We start from the raw sequence: 20,214 nt of genomic DNA, 5'->3' as shown, positions 1-20,214 counted from the left end.
GGAGCCCAAGCACCCCAGGCTGTTACCATTCGCCCCTTGTTTCAATTTTCAGCTTTATCGCCCACTCGAGACCTGCCATGACCACCGTCCGCACGCGCATTGCGCCATCGCCTACTGGGGATCCCCACGTCGGCACTGCCTACATCGCCTTGTTCAACTACTGCTTCGCCAAGCAGCACGGCGGTGAATTCATCCTGCGGATCGAAGACACCGATCAAGTGCGTTCGACCCGTGAGTCGGAACAGCAGATTTTCGATGCGTTGCGCTGGTTGGGCATTACCTGGGCAGAAGGCCCGGACGTTGGTGGCCCGCACGGCCCGTATCGCCAGAGCGAGCGCAGCGACATCTACAAGCAATACACCCAGCAATTGGTCGACATGGGCCATGCCTTCCCGTGCTTCTGCACCGCGGAAGAACTGGACCAGATGCGCGCCGAGCAACAGGCGCGTGGCGAAACCCCGCGCTACGACGGCCGCGCGCTGCTGCTGTCCAAAGAAGAAGTGGCCCAGCGCCTGGCCGCCGGCGAGCCCCACGTTATCCGCATGAAAGTGCCGAGTGAAGGCGTGTGCGTGGTGCCGGACATGCTGCGCGGTGACGTCGAGATCCCGTGGGACCGCATGGACATGCAGGTGCTGATGAAGACCGATGGCCTGCCGACGTACTTCCTGGCCAACGTGGTCGACGACCACCTGATGGGCATCACCCACGTGCTGCGCGGCGAAGAATGGCTGCCGTCGGCGCCGAAACTGATCCTGCTTTATGAGTACTTTGGCTGGGAACAGCCGCAGTTGTGCTACATGCCGCTGCTGCGTAACCCGGACAAGAGCAAGTTGTCCAAGCGCAAGAACCCGACCTCGGTAACCTTCTACGAGCGCATGGGCTTTATGCCCGAAGCGATGCTCAACTACTTGGGCCGCATGGGCTGGTCGATGCCGGACGAGCGCGAGAAGTTCTCGCTGCAGGAAATGGTCGATAACTTTGACCTGTCCCGCGTCTCCCTGGGCGGGCCGATCTTCGACATCGAGAAGCTGTCGTGGCTCAACGGCCAATGGCTGCGTGACCTGCCGGTGGAAGAATTCGCCAGCCGCGTGCAGCAGTGGGCGTTGAACCCCGAGTACATGATGAAGATTGCACCGTTGGTGCAGGGCAGGGTGGAGACGTTCAGCCAGGTCGCACCGTTGGCGAGCTTCTTCTTTGCCGGTGGCGTGAACCCGGACGCCAAGCTGTTTGAATCCAAGAAGCTCTCGGGCGATCAGGTTCGCCAGTTGATGCAGTTGATCCTGTGGAAGCTCGAAAGCCTGCGTCAGTGGGAGAAGGATGCGATCACCGCGACGATTCAGGCGGTGGTCGAGTCCCTGGAACTGAAATTGCGCGATGCCATGCCGCTGATGTTTGCTGCGATCACCGGGCAGGCCAGTTCGGTGTCGGTACTCGATGCGATGGAAATTCTCGGCCCAGACCTGACGCGTTTCCGTCTGCGCCAAGCCCTTGATTTGCTTGGTGGTGTGTCGAAGAAAGAAAACAAAGAGTGGGAAAAGCTGCTGGGTGCTATCGCCTAAGCAACCTGCGGTAACGATAAAACCCCGGTTTTCCGGGGTTTTAACGGTAAGTGATTGTTATCCCGGCAAAAAATTTTGGAAATTGTTGAAAATAAATTTGACAGCCTTTCAAACCGCCATTAAGATTCGCCCCGTCCTCACCGATGAGGGGCTATAGCTCAGCTGGGAGAGCGCTTGCATGGCATGCAAGAGGTCAACGGTTCGATCCCGTTTAGCTCCACCAATTTACAGGTTCAAGGTCTGGCCACACCGTCCTTGAATTGATCAGGTCTCGGCTCTGATCGGTTGTACAGAAGGTTTTGTCCCCTTCGTCTAGTGGCCTAGGACACCGCCCTTTCACGGCGGTAACAGGGGTTCGAGTCCCCTAGGGGACGCCAGTTTCAACAAGCAGCTCGAAAGGTCTGCTGCGTCGCGAGACGAAAAATCTGGGGCTATAGCTCAGCTGGGAGAGCGCTTGCATGGCATGCAAGAGGTCAACGGTTCGATCCCGTTTAGCTCCACCAATTTTACAGGTTCAAGGTTCTGGCCACACCGTCCTTGGATCGACCAGTCTCAGCCTGGTCAGTGTATAGAAGGTTTGTGTCCCCTTCGTCTAGTGGCCTAGGACACCGCCCTTTCACGGCGGTAACAGGGGTTCGAGTCCCCTAGGGGACGCCACGATTACCCGCTCTGCGGGATTTTTAAGGGTCATTCAATTATTGAATGGCCCTTTTGTTTGTCTGGCGTTTGGCCAATCCTCTCCTCAATTCCAATTTTCTGTCCTGACCAGTGGTCATGCCTGTCGCTTGCTAAATATATTATTGAATGGCCCTTTTGTTTGTCTGGCGTTTGGCCAATCCTCTCCTCAATTCCAATTTTCTGTCCTGACCAGTGGTCATGCCTGTCGCTTGCTAAATATTATTATGGTAATAATATTCAACCCATGAGAGACGGAGGCAACCATGAGCGATAAAAAAGCGCAAACCCGCGAACGCATTTTGCGGGCCGCCAGCGCGGCGTTGATCCAGCGCGGCCCGGCCGAGCCGAGTGTCGGCGAAGTCATGGGCGCGGCAGGGCTTACGGTCGGTGGTTTCTACGCGCACTTTGAAAGCAAGGACGCGTTGATGCTGGAGGCCTTCACCCAATTATTGGCTCGGCGGCGCGCGTCCGTCGACGACATGGACGCGCAACTGACCGGTGAGGAGCGCAGAGGCCTGGTGGCGGCGTTTTACCTGTCGCGCAAGCACCGTGACTCTACGGATCAAGCCTGCCCGATACCGGCCACTGTGGGCGAGATGAGCCGCCTGCCGGATGAGTTTCGCCAGGCACTCAACGAGCATACGGAGTTGATGGCTGCCCAGTTGGCTGCCAGCCCCGAAGACACCGACAAGGCCCTGGCCGACATGGCGTTGATGATCGGTGGCCTGGCCTTGGCCCGCGCCCTTGGGCCGTGTGAGTTGTCCGACCGTGTATTGCGTGCTGCCAAGTCGGCGGTGCGCTGAAAAAGGAGGCGCATGATGGGCGCATTAACCTGGATCCGTGGCTTTAATGGCACCGTCGGCCGCTTGGCGCCGCGCATGGTGGCCAGCAAGTTGCGCCGTACCTTCATGACGCCTCGTAACCTGCCGCTGCGTGAGTGGGAGCTGTCGTCGCTGGCGCAATCGGAGCGCATCACCCTGCGCTTTGGGTTGTCGGCGTTGCGTTGGGGCCAAGGCCCTGCGGTGCTGCTGATGCACGGCTGGGAAGGGCGTCCCACGCAGTTCGCCAGCCTGATTACAGCGTTGGTGGATAACGGTTATTCAGTGATTGCCTTGGATGGCCCGGCTCATGGTCGTTCGCCGGGGCGTGAAGCACATGTGCTGCTGTTCGCACGCGCTATGCTCGAAGCCGCCGCTGAGCTGCCGCCGTTGCGCGCGGTGGTGGGGCATTCCATGGGCGGCGCCAGTGCGATGCTGGCGGTGCAACTGGGGCTGCGTACCGAGGCCTTGGTGAGTATTGCCGCGCCGTCGCGCGTCCTCGATGTGCTGCGCGGTTTTGCCGGCATGGTCGGTTTGCCGCCACGGGCGCGCTCGGCGTTCATCCAAGAGGTCGAGTTGACCCTTGGTATCCCGCTTAAGCACTTGGATGTGGCGCACTACCAGATGAATATCCCCGGCCTGATCGTGCACGCCGAAGACGACACCTTCGTTCCGGTCAAAGCCTCGCAAGCCATCCATGACGCTTGGTTCGACAGCCGCCTGCTGCGCTTGGAGCAGGGTGGCCACCAACGAGTCCTGGCTGACCCTCGGGTGATCGATGCCGTGTTGGCGCTGCTGGCGGGCCGCCGTTTACAGGAGCGGCAGACCGCCTGATACACTTCCCGTCGACATTAAGCGACGGGAGCAAGGCATGGGCTGGGATTTGGCAACGCCGTTTATTATCGACCTGCAGGTCGGCGCTGAAGACATCGACGGCCTGGGGCACGCCAATAACGCGGTGTACGTGTCCTGGTTGGAGCGTTGCGCCTGGCGCCATTCTCAGCGCCTGGGGTTGGACCTTACCGAGTACCGCCGCCTCGACCGCGCCATGGCCGTCGTTCGCCATGAGATCGACTACCTGGCGGCGGGTTACGAGGGCGATGAGTTGCAACTGGCCACCTGGATCGTCGACTGGGATCAGCGTTTGAAAATGACGCGTCGCTTCCAGTTGGTACGCCCTCGCGACGGCGCGACATTGCTGCGCGGGCAAACTACTTTTGTCTGCATCGAGCTGTCCACGGGTAAGCCCAAGCGTATGCCGGCCGAATTTCTCGACGGCTATGGCCCTGCGCTGACGGGGGGTTAACGTTTACTGTGGGAAACCCAGTAAACTGCGCCACGATTTTTGTTGAGTGTTTTCCATGCAAATTGCTTTGGCGCCCATGGAGGGGTTGGTCGACAACATCCTGCGCGATGTGCTGACCCGCGTGGGCGGTATTGACTGGTGCGTGACCGAGTTCATTCGCGTCAACGACCGCCTGCTCACCCCTGCCTATTTCCACAAGCTCGCCCCGGAACTGCTGCACGGTGCCCATACCGCAGCGGGCGTGCCGCTGCGCGTGCAGTTGCTGGGCTCCGACCCGGTGTGCCTGGCGGAAAACGCCGCGCTGGCTTGTGAGTTGGGGTCACAAGTGATCGACCTCAACTTCGGTTGCCCGGCCAAGACCGTCAACAAGTCCCGTGGCGGCGCAGTATTGCTCAAGGAACCGGAGCTGCTTAACCAGATCGTCGAGCATGTGCGGCGTGCCGTCCCGGCGCATATCCCGGTGACCGCCAAGATGCGCCTGGGCTTCGATAGCCCCGACGGTGCGCTGGTGTGCGCCACGGCCCTGGCCGAAGGCGGCGCAGCGCACATCGTGGTGCATGCGCGCACCAAGGCCGATGGCTACAAGCCGCCGGCGCATTGGGAGTGGATCCCACGGGTGCAGGACGTGGTTAAGGTGCCGGTATTCGCCAATGGCGATATCTGGAGCGTCGAAGACTGGAGGCGCTGCCGTGAAATCAGTGGCGTCGAAGACATCATGCTCGGCCGTGGTCTGGTGGCACGCCCTGACCTGGCGCGGCATATCGCGGCGGCGCGGGCGGGCGAAGAGGTGGTGGAAATGACTTGGGCGCAGATGCAGCCGATGCTCCACGAGTTCTGGCGCCAATCGGTGGCGCAACTGACGGAAAAGCAGGCGCCGGGCCGTTTGAAGCAGTGGTTGGCGATGCTGACGCGCAATTACCCCGAGGCGGTGGAGCTGTTTACCGCGATGCGCCGGGAAACCGAGTTGGAGCAGGTCAGCCGTCTGCTCGGCATGCCGCACCCCATCGCGGTCTGACGCGTTAAGTTTTCTTAATTGAAACTGGTGTGACGCTTACCCCAGCAAGCGCCTGAACCCCTCGATCGACAGTGGCCGACTGTGCAAATAGCCCTGGTACAAATGGCAGCCCAGCTTCTGCAGGAACGCCAGTTGTTCCGGGGTTTCCACGCCTTCGGCAATCACTTCCAGGTTCAAACTGTGGGCCATGGCCACAATGGCGCGGATGATTTCGGCGTCGTTGGGGTCGTGGGTTGCATCGCGCACAAAGGACTGGTCGATTTTCAGCGCATCCACCGGCAGGCGCTTGAGGTAGGTCAGCGACGAGTAGCCGGTGCCGAAATCATCCATAGCAAAACTCACGCCGAGCTTTTTAAGGCGGCGCATCTTAGCCACGGTTTCGTCCAGGTTCTGGATCACAATGCCTTCGGTGATCTCCAGTTTCAGCAAGTTATAGGGCAGCTTATGGTGTGTGAGGCTGTGTTCCACCCGTTCCACGAAGTCGCTCTGGCGGAACTGCCTGGGGCTGATATTCACGCACAAGCTGAAATTCAGTGGGTCCACCAGGCCCTCGGCGATCAACTGCGCGAATGCGCCGCACGCTTCATCAAGAATCCAGGTGCCGACTTCCAGGATCAGGCCGCTGTCCTCCAGCACCTTGATAAATTCCGTGGGTGACTGCGCGCCCAGTTGCGGGTGCTGCCAGCGCACCAAGGCTTCGGCGCCGATGATACGGTTGCCACGCGCATCCACCTGGGGTTGGTAATGCACGCTGAACTCACCGCGCGACAGCGCCAGGCGCAGGTCGGTCTCCATGCGCAGGCGCTCGCTGGCGGTTTTTTGCATGCTGTTGTGAAACATCTGCGTGGTGTTACGCCCCGAGTCCTTGGCCCGATAGAGCGCAATGTCGGCGCGTTTGAGCAGGTCCGCCGGGGTGGAGCCATGGTCCGGGATCAGCGCCACGCCAATGCTCGGCGTGACCTGCAAGCGTTGGCCATCGAGAAACATCGGTTCCGAGAGCAATTCGCGCAGGGTGTCGGCCAGTTCCTGCACCTGGGCGCTGACTTGCGCCCGCGTACCGTCCAGGCCGCTAAGTAGCACCACAAACTCATCGCCACCCAGGCGCGCCACCGTGTCCTCCATGCGCACGCTGGCTTCCAGGCGCGCGGTGACGATTTTCAGCACGGTGTCGCCCACCGGATGGCCGAGGGAGTCGTTGATGTGCTTGAAATGGTCGAGGTCGAGAAACAACAGGGCGCCGCGCAGGTTATGGCGTTTGAGCAGGGCGATTTGCTGGCTCAGGCGGTCCATCAGCAAGGCGCGGTTGGGCAGGTTGGTCAACGGGTCGTGATAAGCCAGGTGGCGAATCTGCGCCTGGGCGTTTTTCAGCAGGCTCACGTCTCGCGCGGTCAGCAGCAGGCACGGCGTTTCATTCAGCGTAATCGGCTCTACCGAGACCTCCACGGCCAACAACTCGCCGCGTTTGTTGTGCCAGAGCATTTCCAAGTGATGAATGCGGCCCTTGATCTGCAGCTCGGCCAACAGCGCGGTGCGCTGGTTTTCATCGGCCCAGATGCCGATCTGGTACAGCGTCAGGCCGATGGCCTCTTCGGCGCGATAACCGGTCAGGCGGCAGAAGCCGTCGTTGACCTCCACATATCGGCCGGTGTCGCGCTCGGTGATAGAAATGGCGTCGGGGCTGGAGTGGAAGGCCTTGGCGAATTTCTCTTCACTGGCCTTCAGCGCGGCCTCCGAGCGCTGCTGTTGGGTGATGTCGCGAAGCGTGGTGACGATGCATGGCTGGTCGCCGACCTTGATCAAGCGGCTAGAGATCATGCAGGTCAGGCTCTGGCCGTTTTTGTGACGCGCCACGATGGCCACGTTGCTCAGTGCCTGCTCGCGAATCACCTGTTCGATACGTTGCAGGCGTTTGCTGGAGTCGTCCCATAAACCGATCTGCTCGGCGCTCTTGTTGATGACCTCGGCGGCGCTCCAGCCAAAGGTCTGGGTAAAGGCCGGGTTGATTTCGATAAAGGTGCCGCCGTCCAGGCAGGTGACGCAGATGGGGTCGGGGCTGGCCTGGAACAGGCTGGCGAATTTCTCTTCGGACGCGGTGATCCGCTGTTCGCGTTCCACTTGGTCGGTGATGTCGAGCAAGGTGCCGGCCATGCGCAGAGGTTTGCCGGCCTCGTCACGATACAGGCGCGCGCGGCTTTCCAGGTAGCGAGGGCTGCCGCATTCCGTCAGCACGCGGTAGGTCAACTGGTAGTTACCGTCCGAGCCTTCACGCAAGCTGCGATAGGCGTTGCGCATGCCCTCGCGATCTTCATCGGACATGCCCTCAAAAAACGCGTCGAAGGATTCGTGGAATTGCTCCGGCGGCAGGCCATGCAGTTGGGCGGCGCGGGCCGAGCCGTAGAGCATGCCCGTGGGGATGTGCCAGTCCCAGGTGCCCAGTTGCGCCGAGTTCAGGGCCAGGTCGAGGCGTTCCTGGCTGTCTTTCAAGGCTTGCTCGGCGTTTTTACGTTCGGTGGTGTCGAGGAACGTGCTGATCAGGTAGGCCTCGCCCTCCAGCTCGACTTTCTGCGCGCTGAGGGTGCCATCGTGAATCTGGCCGTTACTGGCGCAGAACTGCACCTCCATGGTGATCGGCTCGCCCTTGCGCTGGGTGGCCTTGACCAGCAGCGCGCGCTGTTCGGGGTCGCGCCACAGCCCGAGGTCCAGGGTGGTGCGGCCGATGACATCGGCCACTGACCAGCCGAAGAGCATCTCGAAATACTGGTTGGCTTCGCTGATCCGGCCATCAGATTGGCGCGTCAGTAGAACCATATTGGGGCACAGGTGAAACAACGTGGCGAAGCGTTTTTCCGAGTGGCTGAGGGCGTGCTCGCGCTCGCGCTGGCGGGTGGTTTCGCGGATCACCCCGATCATGCGGCGCCGACCGGTCTTGTCCGGTGCCAGGCTGCCATTGATTTCCAGCCAATGATGGCTGCCGTCCGGCCATTGGATGTGGTGGTGCGTGGCTTGCTCGAACGGCTCGCCCGCCAGCACGGCGTGAAAGGCCCGCACCACTCGCGCACGATCTGACGGTGCCAGCAGGTCCAAGTAGTCCAGGTCGGTGGGTAAAGGTTGGCGGGGGTCGAAACCGAACAGCGCTTGGGTGCCGCGTGACCAACTTATCCGCCCGGTATCGATTTCCCACCACCACGCGCCCAGGCGGGCAGCATTGAGGGCTGCCAGCAATTGCGGGGCGCTGTCCCAGCTTTGTTCCGCCTCTTGAGGGTCCAAGGCGTAAATACGGGGCAGGGGTGGCACGGAATCGACGGGGTTGCGCATTATCAATGGGCCTTGGCTCAATGGGCGTTCGGCGCGGCTTTAATCAGACCTTGAGGCCGCACAGCTTCATGCCGGTATCGCTGGCAGATCGACCTGTGCATCCAGTAGGCTCATGAAAGCCCGCGCAGCGTTCGACAGCGTCCTTTCGGTGTGCACGATATAGCCTAGCTGGCGACTGAGTTGTATGCCCGGCAAAGCGATACTTGCCACCTGATCATCGAGCATGGTGCGCGGCAACACGCTCCAGGCCAGGCCGATGGATACCATCATTTTTATAGTTTCCAAGTAGTTAGTGCTCATCGCGATGTTCGGCGTCAGGCCCTGGGCTTCGAACAAGCGCCTGACAATATGGTGGGTAAAGGTATTGCCGCCCGGGAACACCGCCGGGTGCTTGGCAATATCGGCCAAGTTGACCGTGCCATTGCCGGTCAAGCTGTGTTCCGGCGCGACCACGAAATCCAGCGGGTCGTCCCACACCGGCGTGGCGCGGACCAGGTTGTGCGGGTCGGGCGCCAAGGTGATCACTGCCACTTCGGCGCGGCCGTGGAGGATTTCCTCGTAGGCCACTTCCGAGTCGAGGAACTGAATATCCAGCGCCACATTGGGGTACTCGCGCGTAAAGGCGCGCAGGATCGGCGGCAGGCGATGCAGGCCGATGTGATGGCTGGTGGCCAATGTCAGGCGACCGCTGACTTCGCCGCTCAGGTTGGTGAGGGCGCGGCGGGTGTCGTCCAGCACATTGAGGATCTGATACGCACGTGGCAGCAGGGCGCGCCCGGCCTCGGTCAGGCCGACTTCACGGCCCAGACGGTCGAATAAACGTACCTTTAATTGTTGTTCCAGCCCGGCAATGCGCTTGCTGATGGCCGGTTGTGTCAGGTGCAGGCGTTCACCTGCACCGGAGAAGCTGCCGGTCTCGGCGATGGCAATAAAGGCATTGAGGTTGGCCAAGTCCATGGTGGTATTCCAGTTGGTAATCCAAAGCATAAAAAATATGAATTTGAGTTATTTAATGTAGCGCCATACCATCAGCCTCACAAGCCAAAGGGTTATTGAATCGCTCAAGACCCGGGGCATAGAAAGACCGATGATGAGGACCGACTGATGGCCGGCAAAACGCTTTACGACAAGCTTTGGGATTCCCATGAAGTGAAACGGCGCGACGATGGCTCGTCGCTGATCTACATCGACCGTCACATCATCCATGAAGTGACCTCGCCCCAAGCGTTCGAAGGCCTGCGACTGGCCGGGCGCAAGCCTTGGCGCGTCGACTCCATCATCGCCACCCCGGACCACAACGTGCCGACCACGCCTGAGCGTAAAGGCGGCATCGACGCGATCGTCGACACCGTGTCGCGCCTTCAGGTGCAGACCCTCGACGACTATTGCGATGAATATGGCATCACCGAATTCAAGATGAATGACGTGCGTCAAGGCATCGTTCACGTGATCGGCCCGGAGCAGGGCGCGACCTTGCCGGGCATGACCGTGGTCTGCGGCGACTCCCACACCTCCACCCATGGTGCGTTCGGCGCCTTGGCCCATGGCATCGGCACTTCCGAGGTGGAGCATGTGTTCGCCACCCAGTGCCTGGTCGCCAAAAAGATGAAGAACATGTTGGTGTTGGTCGAAGGCCAACTGCCCTTCGGCGTGACCGCCAAAGACATCGTGCTCGCCGTGATCGGCAAGATCGGCACCGCCGGCGGTAACGGCCATGCCATCGAGTTCGCCGGCAGCGCGATTCGCGACCTGTCTATTGAAGGCCGCATGACCATCTGCAATATGTCCATCGAAGCCGGTGCCCGCGTAGGCATGGTAGCAGCGGACGAAAAGACCGTTGAATACGTCAAGGGCCGTCCATTCGCGCCGAAAGGCGCCGATTGGGATACCGCCGTCGAAGCCTGGAAAGACTTGGTCTCCGACGCCGATGCGGTGTTTGACACCGTGGTCGAGCTCGACGCTGCCCAGATCAAGCCGCAAGTCAGCTGGGGCACCTCGCCCGAGATGGTTCTGGCCGTTGATCAAAACGTGCCGGACCCGGCCAAAGAAGCCGACCTGGTCAAGCGTGGCTCCATCGAGCGCGCCTTGAAATACATGGGCTTGAAAGCCAATCAGGCGATTACCGACATCCAGTTGGATCGCGTGTTTATCGGTTCCTGCACCAACTCGCGGATTGAAGACTTGCGCGCTGCGGCGGTGATCGCCAAGGGCCGCAAAGTCGCCTCGACCATTAAGCAAGCCATCGTGGTGCCAGGTTCGGGGTTGGTCAAAGCTCAAGCCGAAGCCGAAGGCCTGGACAAGATCTTCCTCGAAGCCGGTTTTGAATGGCGCGAGCCGGGCTGCTCCATGTGCCTGGCGATGAACCCGGACCGTTTGGAGTCGGGCGAGCATTGCGCGTCCACCTCCAACCGTAACTTCGAAGGGCGTCAGGGCGCCGGTGGGCGTACCCACTTGGTCAGCCCGGCCATGGCCGCTGCCGCTGCCGTCAACGGTCGTTTCATCGACGTTCGCGAATTGATCTGAGGAAAACCCGATGAGAGCTTTTACCCAACACACAGGTTTAGTCGCGCCGTTGGACCGTGCCAACGTCGACACCGACCAGATCATCCCCAAGCAGTTCTTGAAGTCGATCAAACGCACCGGTTTCGGCCCAAACCTCTTCGACGAGTGGCGCTACCTGGACGTGGGCTACGCCTACCAGGACAACTCCAAGCGCCCGTTGAACAAGGATTTTGTGCTCAACGCCGAGCGTTACCAAGGCGCCAGCGTGTTGCTGGCCCGGGAAAACTTCGGCTGCGGCTCCAGCCGTGAGCACGCGCCGTGGGCCCTGGAAGAATACGGCTTTCGCAGCATCATCGCGCCGAGCTACGCCGACATCTTCTTCAACAACAGCTTCAAGAACGGCTTGCTGCCGATCATCTTGAGCGACGCCGAAGTGGACGAGCTGTTCAAACAAGTCGAAGCCGATGTGGGCTACCAGCTCACGGTTGACCTGGCAGCGCAGACGGTGACCCGTCCGGACGGCAAGGTGTACCACTTTGAAGTCGACGCGTTCCGTAAGCACTGCCTGATCAACGGCCTGGACGATATCGGCCTGACCTTGCAGGACGGCGATGCGATTGCCGCCTTTGAAACCAAGCACCGGGCCAGCCAGCCTTGGTTGTTTCGCGACGCCTGATTTGCGGTAGGCCGTGCGGGCCCCATCGCGGGCAAGCCCGGCTCCCACATGTTGACCTGTGAACACGGTCAACTGTGGGAGCTGGCTTGCCTGCGATAGCGCCCGTACCAACACCACAAAACCCAAGGAAGCTCACCATGACCAACACCGCCCACACCCAAGTCGTGCAAAAACAATTCGGCGAGCAAGCCTCGGCTTACCTGAGCAGTGCCGTGCACGCCCAAGGCACCGAATTCGCGCTGCTGCAGGCCGAACTGGCCGGGGCCGGTGCGGCACGCCTGCTGGATTTGGGTTGCGGTGCCGGGCATGTGAGTTTTCATGTGGCACCGCTGGTGAAAGAAGTGGTGGCCTACGACCTTTCCCAGCAGATGCTCGACGTGGTCGCGGCCGCTTCAAAAGACCGTGGGCTGGACAACATCCGCACCGTGCACGGCGCCGCCGAACGCTTGCCGTTCGCCGATGGCGAGTTCGACTTCGTGTTCAGCCGTTACTCAGCCCACCACTGGAGCGACCTGGGCCTGGCGCTGCGTGAAGTCCGTCGAGTACTCAAGCCGGGCGGTGTGGCGGCATTTGTGGATGTCTTGTCACCGGGCAGCCCGCTGTTGGACACTTACCTGCAAACCGTCGAAGTGCTGCGCGACACCAGCCACGTGCGCGATTATTCCGCCGGCGAGTGGATGCGCCAGCTCAGCGAGGCCGGCCTGCACGTGCGCAACAGCAGCCGTCAGCGTTTGCGCCTGGAATACACCTCGTGGGTCGAGCGCATGCGCACGCCAGAGGTATTGCGTGCTGCAATCCTTGAGCTGCAAAAGGCGATGGGCCAGGAAGTACGCGATTACTACGAGATTCAAGCCGACGGCACCTTCAGCACCGACGTGCTGGTGGTCTTTGCCGAACGCTGATTAATTTTCCCGACCTGCCTGCGGGCGGGTCGCTTGATGAAATGAGGAACGCATGAGCAAGCAGATTCTGATTCTTCCTGGCGACGGTATTGGTCCGGAAATCATGGCCGAGGCGGTCAAGGTCCTGGAATTGGCCAACAGCAAGTACAGCCTGGGCTTCGAATTGAGCCACGACGTGATCGGCGGCGCCGCCATCGACAAGCACGGCGTGCCCCTGGCCGACGAGACTCTGGACCGCGCCCGTGCGGCTGACGCGGTGCTGCTCGGCGCCGTGGGCGGCCCGAAATGGGACAAGATCGAACGCGACATCCGCCCTGAGCGCGGCCTGCTCAAGATCCGTGCGCAACTGGGCCTGTTCGGCAACCTGCGCCCGGCGATCCTCTATCCGCAACTGGCCGATGCGTCGAGCCTCAAGCCGGAAGTGGTTGCAGGCCTGGACATCCTGATCGTGCGTGAACTGACCGGCGGTATCTACTTCGGCTCGCCACGCGGCGTGCGCACGCTTGAGAATGGCGAGCGCCAGGCCTACGACACGCTGCCGTACAGCGAGAGCGAAATCCGCCGTATCGCCCGTGTCGGTTTCGACATGGCCCGTGTGCGCGGCAAAAAGGTCTGCTCGGTCGATAAAGCTAACGTACTGGCCTCCAGCCAGCTGTGGCGCGAAATCGTCGAAGAAGTCGCCAAGGACTACCCCGACGTCGAACTAAGCCACATGTACGTCGACAACGCCGCCATGCAACTGGTGCGTGCACCCAAGCAGTTCGACGTGATCGTCACCGATAACCTGTTCGGCGACATCCTGTCCGACCAGGCCTCGATGCTCACCGGTTCTATCGGCATGCTGCCGTCGGCGTCCCTGGACACCCACAACAAAGGCATGTACGAGCCGTGCCACGGTTCGGCGCCGGACATCGCAGGGCAGGGCATTGCCAACCCGTTGGCGACGATTTTGTCGGTGTCGATGATGTTGCGTTACAGCTTCAACCTGAGTGACGCGGCCGATGCCATCGAGAAGGCTGTAAGCCTGGTGCTGGATCAAGGTTTGCGCACCGGTGACATTTGGTCACAGGGTTGCACCAAAATCGGCACGCAAGAAATGGGCGACGCAGTAGTCGCCGCGCTGCGGAATCTGTAATCTCTCCGGCCCGCTTGCAGTTGTTGCTGCAAGGCGGCCCACTTTTTAACAAGGTGTAGTTGCGATGAAACGTGTAGGTCTGATCGGTTGGCGCGGTATGGTCGGTTCCGTGCTCATGCAGCGGATGCTGGAAGAGCAGGATTTCGATCTTATTGAGCCGGTGTTTTTCACCACTTCGAACGTAGGTGGCCAAGGGCCGTCCGTGGGCAAGGATATTGCTCCGCTCAAGGACGCCTACAGCATTGAAGAGCTGAAAACCCTCGACGTGATTCTGACCTGCCAGGGTGGCGACTACACCAGCGAAGTCTTCCCCAAGCTGCGTGAAGCCGGCTGGCAGGGTTACTGGATCGACGCCGCCTCGAGCCTGCGCATGCAGGACGACGCGGTGATCATCCTCGACCCGGTGAACCGCAGGGTCATCGACCAACAGTTGGACGCCGGCACCAAGAACTACGTGGGCGGCAACTGCACCGTCAGCCTGATGCTGATGGGCCTGGGCGGCTTGTTCGAAGCCGGTCTGGTCGAGTGGATGAGCGCCATGACCTATCAGGCAGCCTCCGGCGCCGGCGCGCAGAACATGCGTGAACTGATCAAGCAGATGGGCGCGACCCACGCAGCCGTCGCCGATCAACTGGCGGACCCTGCCAGTGCGATCCTCGACATCGACCGTCGTGTGGCCGAAGCCATGCGCAGCGATGCCTACCCGACCGAGAACTTCGGCGTGCCATTGGCCGGTAGCCTGATCCCGTGGATCGACAAAGAGCTGCCGAACGGCCAGAGCCGCGAAGAGTGGAAGGCCCAGGCTGAGACCAACAAGATCCTCGGTCGCTTCAAGAGCCCGATCCCGGTGGACGGCATTTGCGTGCGCATCGGCGCCATGCGCTGCCACAGCCAGGCGCTGACCATCAAGCTGAACAAAGACGTGCCGATCGCCGATATCGAAGGGTTGATCAGCCAGCACAACCCTTGGGTCAAACTGGTGCCGAACAACCGTGACATCAGCATGCAGGAGCTGAGCCCAACCAAGGTTACCGGCACCCTGAATGTACCGGTCGGCCGTCTGCGTAAGCTGAACATGGGGACTCAGTACCTGGGCGCGTTCACTGTTGGTGACCAACTGCTGTGGGGCGCGGCTGAACCGCTGCGTCGTATGCTGCGGATTTTGCTGGAGCGTTGATCGCTTAATGCTGTACGAAAAACCCGCGACTGGTGAAAGGCGCGGGTTTTTTGTTGCCCTTGAGGCCCTCATCGCGGGCAAGCCCGCTCCCACATTTTGATTTGTGAATACATTCAAGGGGTAGATACCTATGCCGCGATGAGGCCATCAGCCCCACCACAAAAACCAGGTTAATTGCCTCACTCCCAACCACCCGTTAAAGTGCCGCTCCCCCCGCAATGCCCGAGGCAGCCACCATGACCCAGACCTTTGAAATCGCCGTGATCGGCGCCACCGGAACCGTTGGCGAAACCCTGGTGCAGATTCTCGAAGAACTGGATTTCCCGGTAGGCACCCTGTATCTGCTGGCGGGCAGTAACTCGGCCGGTGCATCAGTGCCGTTTCGCGGCAAGAACGTGCGGGTCAAGGAAGTCGATGAGTTCGACTTCAAAAAAGCGCAGTTGGCCTTCTTCGCGGCAGGCCCGGCGGTAACCCAGAGTTTCGCCCCGCGCGCCATCGCTGCCGGTTGCTCGGTGATCGACCTGTCCGGCGCTTTGCCGGCCGATCAGGCGCCTCAAGTGGTGCCGGAAGCCAATGCGCATATCCTCAAAGGTTTGAAAAAGCCCTTCCAACTCGGCAGCCCAAGCCCATCCGCTACCAACCTGGCCGTCGTCCTCGCGCCGTTGCGCGGGTTGCTGGACATCCAACGCGTCAGCGTCACTGCCAACCTGGCCGTATCCACCCAGGGTCGCGAGGCTGTCAGTGAACTGGCCCGGCAGACCGCCGAACTGTTAAACGTACGCCCGCTGGAGCCCAAGTTCTTTGATCGGCAGATGGCCTTCAACCTGCTGGCACAAGTCGGCACGCCAGACGCCCAGGGGCATACAGCCCTGGAGAAACGTCTCGTGCACGAGCTGCGCGCAGTGCTGGAAACTCCTTTGCTAAAGATTTCCGCAACTTGCGTTCAAGCCCCGGTGTTTTTTGGCGATAGCCTGACAGTGTCATTGCAGTTGGGCGCGCCGGTCGACCTTGCGGCGGTCAACCGCGCACTTGAGGCGGCGCCAGGTATCGAGCTGGTGGAAGAGGGCGACTACCCTACGCCGGTTGGGGATGCGGTCGGCCAGGATGTAGTCTACGTCGGCCGGGTGCGTGCGGGCGTGGACGACCCGGCGGAACTAAATCTGTGGCTGACGTCAGATAACGTACGCAAGGGGGCGGCACTCAACGCGGTGCAGCTGGCGCAGTTGTTGATAAAAAGCCTTGCGTAAAAGATACTTGGCGGCAATTTGTAGATTGATTCTAACCAGGCGCTATGCTTGGTCCAAAGCGGAACAGAAGCGCGTCGGTGACCTATCGGCTCGCCATGCCTAATGGCAGCGGTTACCAACCTTCTCGCAGGTCGGGGAGTGTTCAGACAAAGGATGAGGCTATGGTTCAAGTTCGCAAACTGGTGTTAGCAATAGCGGCCGCCTCGGCGCTGTCCTCCGGTATGGCGCAGGCGCTGCAGCTTGGGGAGATGACCCTCAAGTCGAAGTTGAACCAGCCGTTGTCAGTGGAAATCGAATTGCTCGATGTCGGTGGCCTTACGGCTTCCGAGATCACGCCCAGCCTGGCGTCTGACCAGGCATATGTGGATGCGGGCGTGGATCGCCAGGCGTTTCTCAATGACCTGACATTTACCCCAGTGGTCAATCCAAGTGGCCGCAGTGTGGTGCGCGTTACCTCCAGCAAGCCGCTGCCCGATTCCTACGTACGTTTCTTGTTGCAGGTGCAATGGCCTAACGGCCGCCTGATGCGCGACTACAGTGTGCTGCTCGACCCGGCGAAGTTTGAGCAATCGACGCCCGCCGTCAGCGCGCCTGCACCGCGCTTGAGTGCGCCGTCTGCTACAACGCCCGCCCGCACTGCACCGACTGTCAGCAAGGCTGCCCAGCACACCACGACGCCTCACGACACCTTGTGGGAAATTGCCGCGAAGAATCGCAACGGCGCCTCGGTCCAGCAAACCATGCTGGCTATTCAGGCGCTCAACCCTGATGCGTTTCTAGACGGCAATATCAACCGCTTGAAAACCGGCCAGGTATTGCGCCTGCCGGATCGCGTGCAAGCGACCAGCCTGCCGCAGCCTGAGGCAATTGCCGAAGTGACCGCGCAAAACGCGGCCTGGCGCGAAGGGCGCCGCACGGCTAAAAATCAAGCCGCTGGCAAGCAGCAACTGGACGCGACCAAGCGCACCCAGGCGGGCAATGCGCCGGCGAGCACCAGCGCCAAGGATAATTTGAGCCTGGTCTCGGCCGAATCCGCCAAGCCGGGCGCGAAGGGCAAGGCCGGTGATAGCCGGGCGCTAAACGACAAGCTGGCGATGACCCAGGAAGAACTGGACACCACGCGCCGCGACAATGCCGAGCTGAAAAGCCGTGCGGCGGACCTGCAAAGCCAACTGGATAAGCTGCAAAAACTGATTCAGCTGAAAAATGATCAGTTGGCTAAGTTGCAGGCTGAAAACGGTAACCCGGCAGCGGCGGCAACAGCGGCGATGCCCGCTCAGTTGGCCGGTGAGCCTGCGGCAACTGCGCCGGCAGCGCAGCCCTTGGCCGGTGAGCCTGCGGCAACTGCGCCGGCAGCGGATACCACGCCGACTGCAGCAGCGCCTGCGCCCGAGCCAATCAAGCCGGATGCCGCGCCTGCCGCCACCACCGAAGGCAAATTCAACGAGCTGCTGACCAACCCGGTTGTGCTTGGTGTCATTGGCGGCGCGGCCGGTCTGTTGGTGTTGTTGCTCCTGCTGCTGTGGGCGCGTCATCGCAATGCCCGCCTCGAAGAGGAAAAGCACCTGCGGATGGCGCGGGCGCTGGCTGAAGAGCCGCAATTCTCCCCGAACGTAGAGCACGATCTGCCACCGGACAGCTTTGAAGGTCTGGAAGTGGTGGCGCCGAACGTCAAGATGGCTGCCGCTCCTGCGCCCGCACCTGCTGCGGTTGCCGAGCCGGTGGTGGTGCCGTCGGTTGCTTCCGTGCTTTCGCCCTTGGCCGCTGCAGTGGCTCCGCAAAATTCCAGCGATTCGCTGGCACAAGCTCAATCCCATATTGATCGCGGTCATTTGAACCAGGCTGCCGACGTCCTTCAGCAGGCGATCAAGCACGAGCCAAAACGCAGCGACCTGCGTTTGAAGTTGATGGAGGTTTACGGCCTGCAAGGCGATAAGGACGGCTTCATCAGCCAGGAGCGTCAACTGGTGGCCACGGGTGAAAATCACGCCCAGGTTGAACAACTAAAAGGCCGCTTCCCGGGCATGGCTGTGTTGGCAGCGGGCGTCAGTGCTGCGGTTGCCGCGGCAGCCTTGGACGCGCAATACGTCAAGAACTTGCTGGAAGACAAGCCGGCCGCGCCGGCTCCAGTACCAGACGCTTTCGACACCGATTTTGACTTGAGCCTGGACGATCTGGAAGCCGCTTCACCTGCCGTGGTTCGCCCGGAGGATGAGCTGAGTTTTGAATCTGTCCTGCAGCGCCAGACCGAAGCCAAGACTGCCCCGGACGATCTGTCGGACTTCGACCTGGACCTGCAACTGGAAGCGCCGTCTTCCACCCAAGCTGACGACGATTTCCTTTCCGGCCTTGAAGAGCAGATGAAGGATGTGCAGGCGGCTCAGCCGCCGACGCTCACGCCCGCCGCGTTGGACGACTTGGACCTGCCGGAAGACTTCGACTTGTCCCTGGCTGACGAGCCGCAAGCACCGGCTGCAACCAAGCCGGATGCCTTCGCGTCTGAGTTGGATGACGTCAACGCCGAGCTGGATCGCCTGTCCCAGAGCCTGGAGCATCCGCCGATCGAGCCTTCGTTCACCGCTGAAGACGCCGCGTCGGGCGGTGATGAGCCGGAATTTGATTTCCTCTCCGGCACCGACGAGGTCGCCACCAAGTTGGACCTGGCCCAGGCCTACATCGACATGGGCGATGCCGACGGTGCGCGCGACATCCTTTCCGAAGTGCTGACCGAAGGCGATGAGGCCCAGCGTGGTGAGGCCAAGGAAATGCTCGGCAAAATCTAAGGTGCAACGCAGAACCAATGTGGGAGCTGACTTGCCTGCGATGCGGGCAACTCGGTTTATCTGTTACACCGCATTGATGCAATCGCAGGCAAGCCAGCTCCCACACATCAGGCCTTCGCATGGCTTGCAACAAAAGCGCCCCTCATATCTGCTCCGCCTTTATAATGGCCGCCTTTGCGCAACTCATCGGGCTCTCAGTTCTTGGCAAATATAGATAACGCGGCCGCCGAAATGGCAGCCGCAGGCTTTAATCGCATCGCCCTGGGCGTGGAATACAAAGGCTCGCGCTATCGCGGCTGGCAGCGCCAGGCCTCTGGTGTGCTGACGGTGCAGGAAACCCTCGAAAACGCGTTATCGAAGGTCGCCGATTCGCCGGTGTCGCTGATGTGTGCCGGGCGTACCGACGCCGGTGTGCACGCCTGCGGCCAAGTGGTGCACTTCGATACCCAGGCCGAGCGCACGATGAAGGCGTGGGTGATGGGCGCAAATATCAATTTGCCGCATGACGTCAGCGTCACCTGGGCCAAGGTCATGCCTGCGGATTTTCATGCGCGCTTCAAGGCCATCGCCCGGCGCTACCGCTATGTGATCTACAACGATCAGATCCGCCCGGCGCACCTCAATCAAGAAATCACCTGGAATCACCGCCCGCTGGACGCCGAGCGCATGGCCGAGGCCGCGCAGCATTTGGTCGGAGTGCATGATTTCAGTGCGTTCCGTGCCGGCCAGTGTCAGGCCAAGTCGCCGATCAAGGAAGTGCATCACCTGCGCGTGACCCGTCACGGCAAGATGATCGTGCTGGATATTCGTGCCGGCGCTTTCCTGCACCATATGGTGCGCAACATTGCCGGCGTGTTGATGACCATCGGCACCGGCGAGCGCCCGGTGGAGTGGGCGAAGGAAGTGTTGGAAAGCCGTGTTCGTCGTACCGGCGGGGTGACCGCGCACCCGTTCGGCCTTTATCTGGTGGATGTGGAGTACCGCGACGAGTTCGAATTGCCCGATCGTTTCATCGGGCCACACTTCCTCACAGGTTTCAGCGAACTTGGCGGCTGACGCCCGGAAAAGCTTTTGTTACCATCCGGGACTTTCTCGGTTCAA

The 20,214-nt window shown here is 60.9% G+C and carries 15 protein-coding genes and 4 tRNA genes; 17 read left to right on the top strand and 2 right to left on the bottom strand.

Annotated features, from left to right (window positions below):
- The first annotated feature begins 77 nt into the window (after positions 1 to 77).
- The 9 genes from gltX (at position 78) to GJU48_RS15590 (ending at position 5,376) form a co-directional block, all read left to right on the top strand.
- Positions 78 to 1,559, top strand: coding sequence for a glutamate--tRNA ligase (gene gltX, locus GJU48_RS15630; protein ID WP_017737872.1), 1,482 nt, complete (start codon positions 78 to 80; stop codon positions 1,557 to 1,559).
- Positions 1,560 to 1,706: 147 nt separating this feature from the next.
- A tRNA-Ala gene (locus tag GJU48_RS15625) sits at positions 1,707 to 1,782 on the top strand.
- A gap of 78 nt (positions 1,783 to 1,860) precedes the next feature.
- Positions 1,861 to 1,936, top strand: a tRNA-Glu gene (locus GJU48_RS15620).
- Between the two features lie 50 nt (positions 1,937 to 1,986).
- Positions 1,987 to 2,062, top strand: a tRNA-Ala gene (locus GJU48_RS15615).
- Between the two features lie 78 nt (positions 2,063 to 2,140).
- A tRNA-Glu gene (locus GJU48_RS15610) sits at positions 2,141 to 2,216 on the top strand.
- Positions 2,217 to 2,500: 284 nt separating this feature from the next.
- Positions 2,501 to 3,040, top strand: coding sequence for a TetR/AcrR family transcriptional regulator (locus GJU48_RS15605; RefSeq protein WP_094953198.1), 540 nt, complete (start codon positions 2,501 to 2,503; stop codon positions 3,038 to 3,040).
- A gap of 15 nt (positions 3,041 to 3,055) precedes the next feature.
- The gene (locus GJU48_RS15600; protein ID WP_094953200.1) at positions 3,056 to 3,889 is read left to right on the top strand and encodes an alpha/beta hydrolase; all 834 of its coding nucleotides are present in this window, start codon (positions 3,056 to 3,058) and stop codon (positions 3,887 to 3,889) included.
- 37 nt (positions 3,890 to 3,926) lie between these two features.
- Complete coding sequence (locus tag GJU48_RS15595; protein ID WP_094953202.1) at positions 3,927 to 4,361, top strand: acyl-CoA thioesterase; 435 nt, start codon at positions 3,927 to 3,929, stop codon at positions 4,359 to 4,361.
- A gap of 55 nt (positions 4,362 to 4,416) precedes the next feature.
- Positions 4,417 to 5,376, top strand: a complete 960-nt coding sequence (locus GJU48_RS15590) for a tRNA dihydrouridine synthase (RefSeq protein ID WP_094953204.1) — start codon at positions 4,417 to 4,419, stop codon at positions 5,374 to 5,376.
- Positions 5,377 to 5,412: 36 nt separating this feature from the next.
- Here GJU48_RS15590 and GJU48_RS15585 read toward each other — a convergent pair whose 3' ends face one another.
- Positions 5,413 to 8,691: an EAL domain-containing protein gene (locus GJU48_RS15585; RefSeq protein WP_094953209.1), complete on the bottom strand. Its 3,279-nt coding sequence runs from the start codon at positions 8,689 to 8,691 to the stop codon at positions 5,413 to 5,415.
- A 66-nt stretch (positions 8,692 to 8,757) separates the two neighbouring features.
- Positions 8,758 to 9,648: a LysR family transcriptional regulator gene (locus GJU48_RS15580; protein WP_094953211.1), complete on the bottom strand. Its 891-nt coding sequence runs from the start codon at positions 9,646 to 9,648 to the stop codon at positions 8,758 to 8,760.
- A gap of 147 nt (positions 9,649 to 9,795) precedes the next feature.
- Between GJU48_RS15580 and leuC the strand changes: the two genes are divergently transcribed.
- The 8 genes from leuC to truA all read left to right on the top strand — a co-directional run bounded on the left by leuC (position 9,796) and on the right by truA (position 20,169).
- On the top strand, positions 9,796 to 11,214 hold the full coding sequence (gene leuC / locus GJU48_RS15575) for a 3-isopropylmalate dehydratase large subunit (protein ID WP_094953213.1): 1,419 nt from the start codon (positions 9,796 to 9,798) through the stop codon (positions 11,212 to 11,214).
- 10 nt (positions 11,215 to 11,224) lie between these two features.
- Positions 11,225 to 11,869, top strand: coding sequence for a 3-isopropylmalate dehydratase small subunit (leuD, locus tag GJU48_RS15570; protein WP_094953214.1), 645 nt, complete (start codon positions 11,225 to 11,227; stop codon positions 11,867 to 11,869).
- A gap of 137 nt (positions 11,870 to 12,006) precedes the next feature.
- On the top strand, positions 12,007 to 12,771 hold the full coding sequence (locus GJU48_RS15565) for a class I SAM-dependent methyltransferase (protein WP_094953215.1): 765 nt from the start codon (positions 12,007 to 12,009) through the stop codon (positions 12,769 to 12,771).
- A 52-nt stretch (positions 12,772 to 12,823) separates the two neighbouring features.
- The gene (gene leuB, locus GJU48_RS15560; RefSeq protein ID WP_094953216.1) at positions 12,824 to 13,906 is read left to right on the top strand and encodes a 3-isopropylmalate dehydrogenase; all 1,083 of its coding nucleotides are present in this window, start codon (positions 12,824 to 12,826) and stop codon (positions 13,904 to 13,906) included.
- A 64-nt stretch (positions 13,907 to 13,970) separates the two neighbouring features.
- Positions 13,971 to 15,083 (top strand): aspartate-semialdehyde dehydrogenase, encoded by a 1,113-nt coding sequence (asd, locus tag GJU48_RS15555; protein ID WP_094953218.1) that lies wholly within the window; start codon positions 13,971 to 13,973, stop codon positions 15,081 to 15,083.
- Between the two features lie 236 nt (positions 15,084 to 15,319).
- Complete coding sequence (locus GJU48_RS15550; protein WP_094953103.1) at positions 15,320 to 16,330, top strand: aspartate-semialdehyde dehydrogenase; 1,011 nt, start codon at positions 15,320 to 15,322, stop codon at positions 16,328 to 16,330.
- A gap of 161 nt (positions 16,331 to 16,491) precedes the next feature.
- Positions 16,492 to 19,113 (top strand): FimV/HubP family polar landmark protein, encoded by a 2,622-nt coding sequence (locus GJU48_RS15545; protein WP_155296034.1) that lies wholly within the window; start codon positions 16,492 to 16,494, stop codon positions 19,111 to 19,113.
- 231 nt (positions 19,114 to 19,344) lie between these two features.
- Positions 19,345 to 20,169: a tRNA pseudouridine(38-40) synthase TruA gene (gene truA / locus GJU48_RS15540; protein ID WP_094953101.1), complete on the top strand. Its 825-nt coding sequence runs from the start codon at positions 19,345 to 19,347 to the stop codon at positions 20,167 to 20,169.
- Positions 20,170 to 20,214 lie beyond the last annotated feature (45 nt).

The sequence above is a fragment of the Pseudomonas sp. IB20 genome (genome assembly GCF_009707325.1).
In the GTDB taxonomy this organism is placed as follows: domain Bacteria; phylum Pseudomonadota; class Gammaproteobacteria; order Pseudomonadales; family Pseudomonadaceae; genus Aquipseudomonas.
This window is presented reverse-complemented; position numbering and strand designations above follow the sequence as displayed.

What these genes read in the sequence shown, in the direction of transcription:
- gltX (WP_017737872.1), top strand. Translation starts at nt 78, where the DNA reads ATGACCACCGTCCGCACGCGCATTGCGCCATCGCCTACTGGGGATCCC.
- GJU48_RS15605 (WP_094953198.1), top strand. Translation starts at nt 2,501, where the DNA reads ATGAGCGATAAAAAAGCGCAAACCCGCGAACGCATTTTGCGGGCCGCC.
- GJU48_RS15600 (WP_094953200.1), top strand. Translation starts at nt 3,056, where the DNA reads ATGGGCGCATTAACCTGGATCCGTGGCTTTAATGGCACCGTCGGCCGC.
- GJU48_RS15595 (WP_094953202.1), top strand. Translation starts at nt 3,927, where the DNA reads ATGGGCTGGGATTTGGCAACGCCGTTTATTATCGACCTGCAGGTCGGC.
- GJU48_RS15590 (WP_094953204.1), top strand. Translation starts at nt 4,417, where the DNA reads ATGCAAATTGCTTTGGCGCCCATGGAGGGGTTGGTCGACAACATCCTG.
- GJU48_RS15585 (WP_094953209.1), bottom strand. Translation starts at nt 8,691, where the DNA reads ATGCGCAACCCCGTCGATTCCGTGCCACCCCTGCCCCGTATTTACGCC.
- GJU48_RS15580 (WP_094953211.1), bottom strand. Translation starts at nt 9,648, where the DNA reads ATGGACTTGGCCAACCTCAATGCCTTTATTGCCATCGCCGAGACCGGC.
- leuC (WP_094953213.1), top strand. Translation starts at nt 9,796, where the DNA reads ATGGCCGGCAAAACGCTTTACGACAAGCTTTGGGATTCCCATGAAGTG.
- leuD (WP_094953214.1), top strand. Translation starts at nt 11,225, where the DNA reads ATGAGAGCTTTTACCCAACACACAGGTTTAGTCGCGCCGTTGGACCGT.
- GJU48_RS15565 (WP_094953215.1), top strand. Translation starts at nt 12,007, where the DNA reads ATGACCAACACCGCCCACACCCAAGTCGTGCAAAAACAATTCGGCGAG.
- leuB (WP_094953216.1), top strand. Translation starts at nt 12,824, where the DNA reads ATGAGCAAGCAGATTCTGATTCTTCCTGGCGACGGTATTGGTCCGGAA.
- asd (WP_094953218.1), top strand. Translation starts at nt 13,971, where the DNA reads ATGAAACGTGTAGGTCTGATCGGTTGGCGCGGTATGGTCGGTTCCGTG.
- GJU48_RS15550 (WP_094953103.1), top strand. Translation starts at nt 15,320, where the DNA reads ATGACCCAGACCTTTGAAATCGCCGTGATCGGCGCCACCGGAACCGTT.
- GJU48_RS15545 (WP_155296034.1), top strand. Translation starts at nt 16,492, where the DNA reads ATGGTTCAAGTTCGCAAACTGGTGTTAGCAATAGCGGCCGCCTCGGCG.
- truA (WP_094953101.1), top strand. Translation starts at nt 19,345, where the DNA reads ATGGCAGCCGCAGGCTTTAATCGCATCGCCCTGGGCGTGGAATACAAA.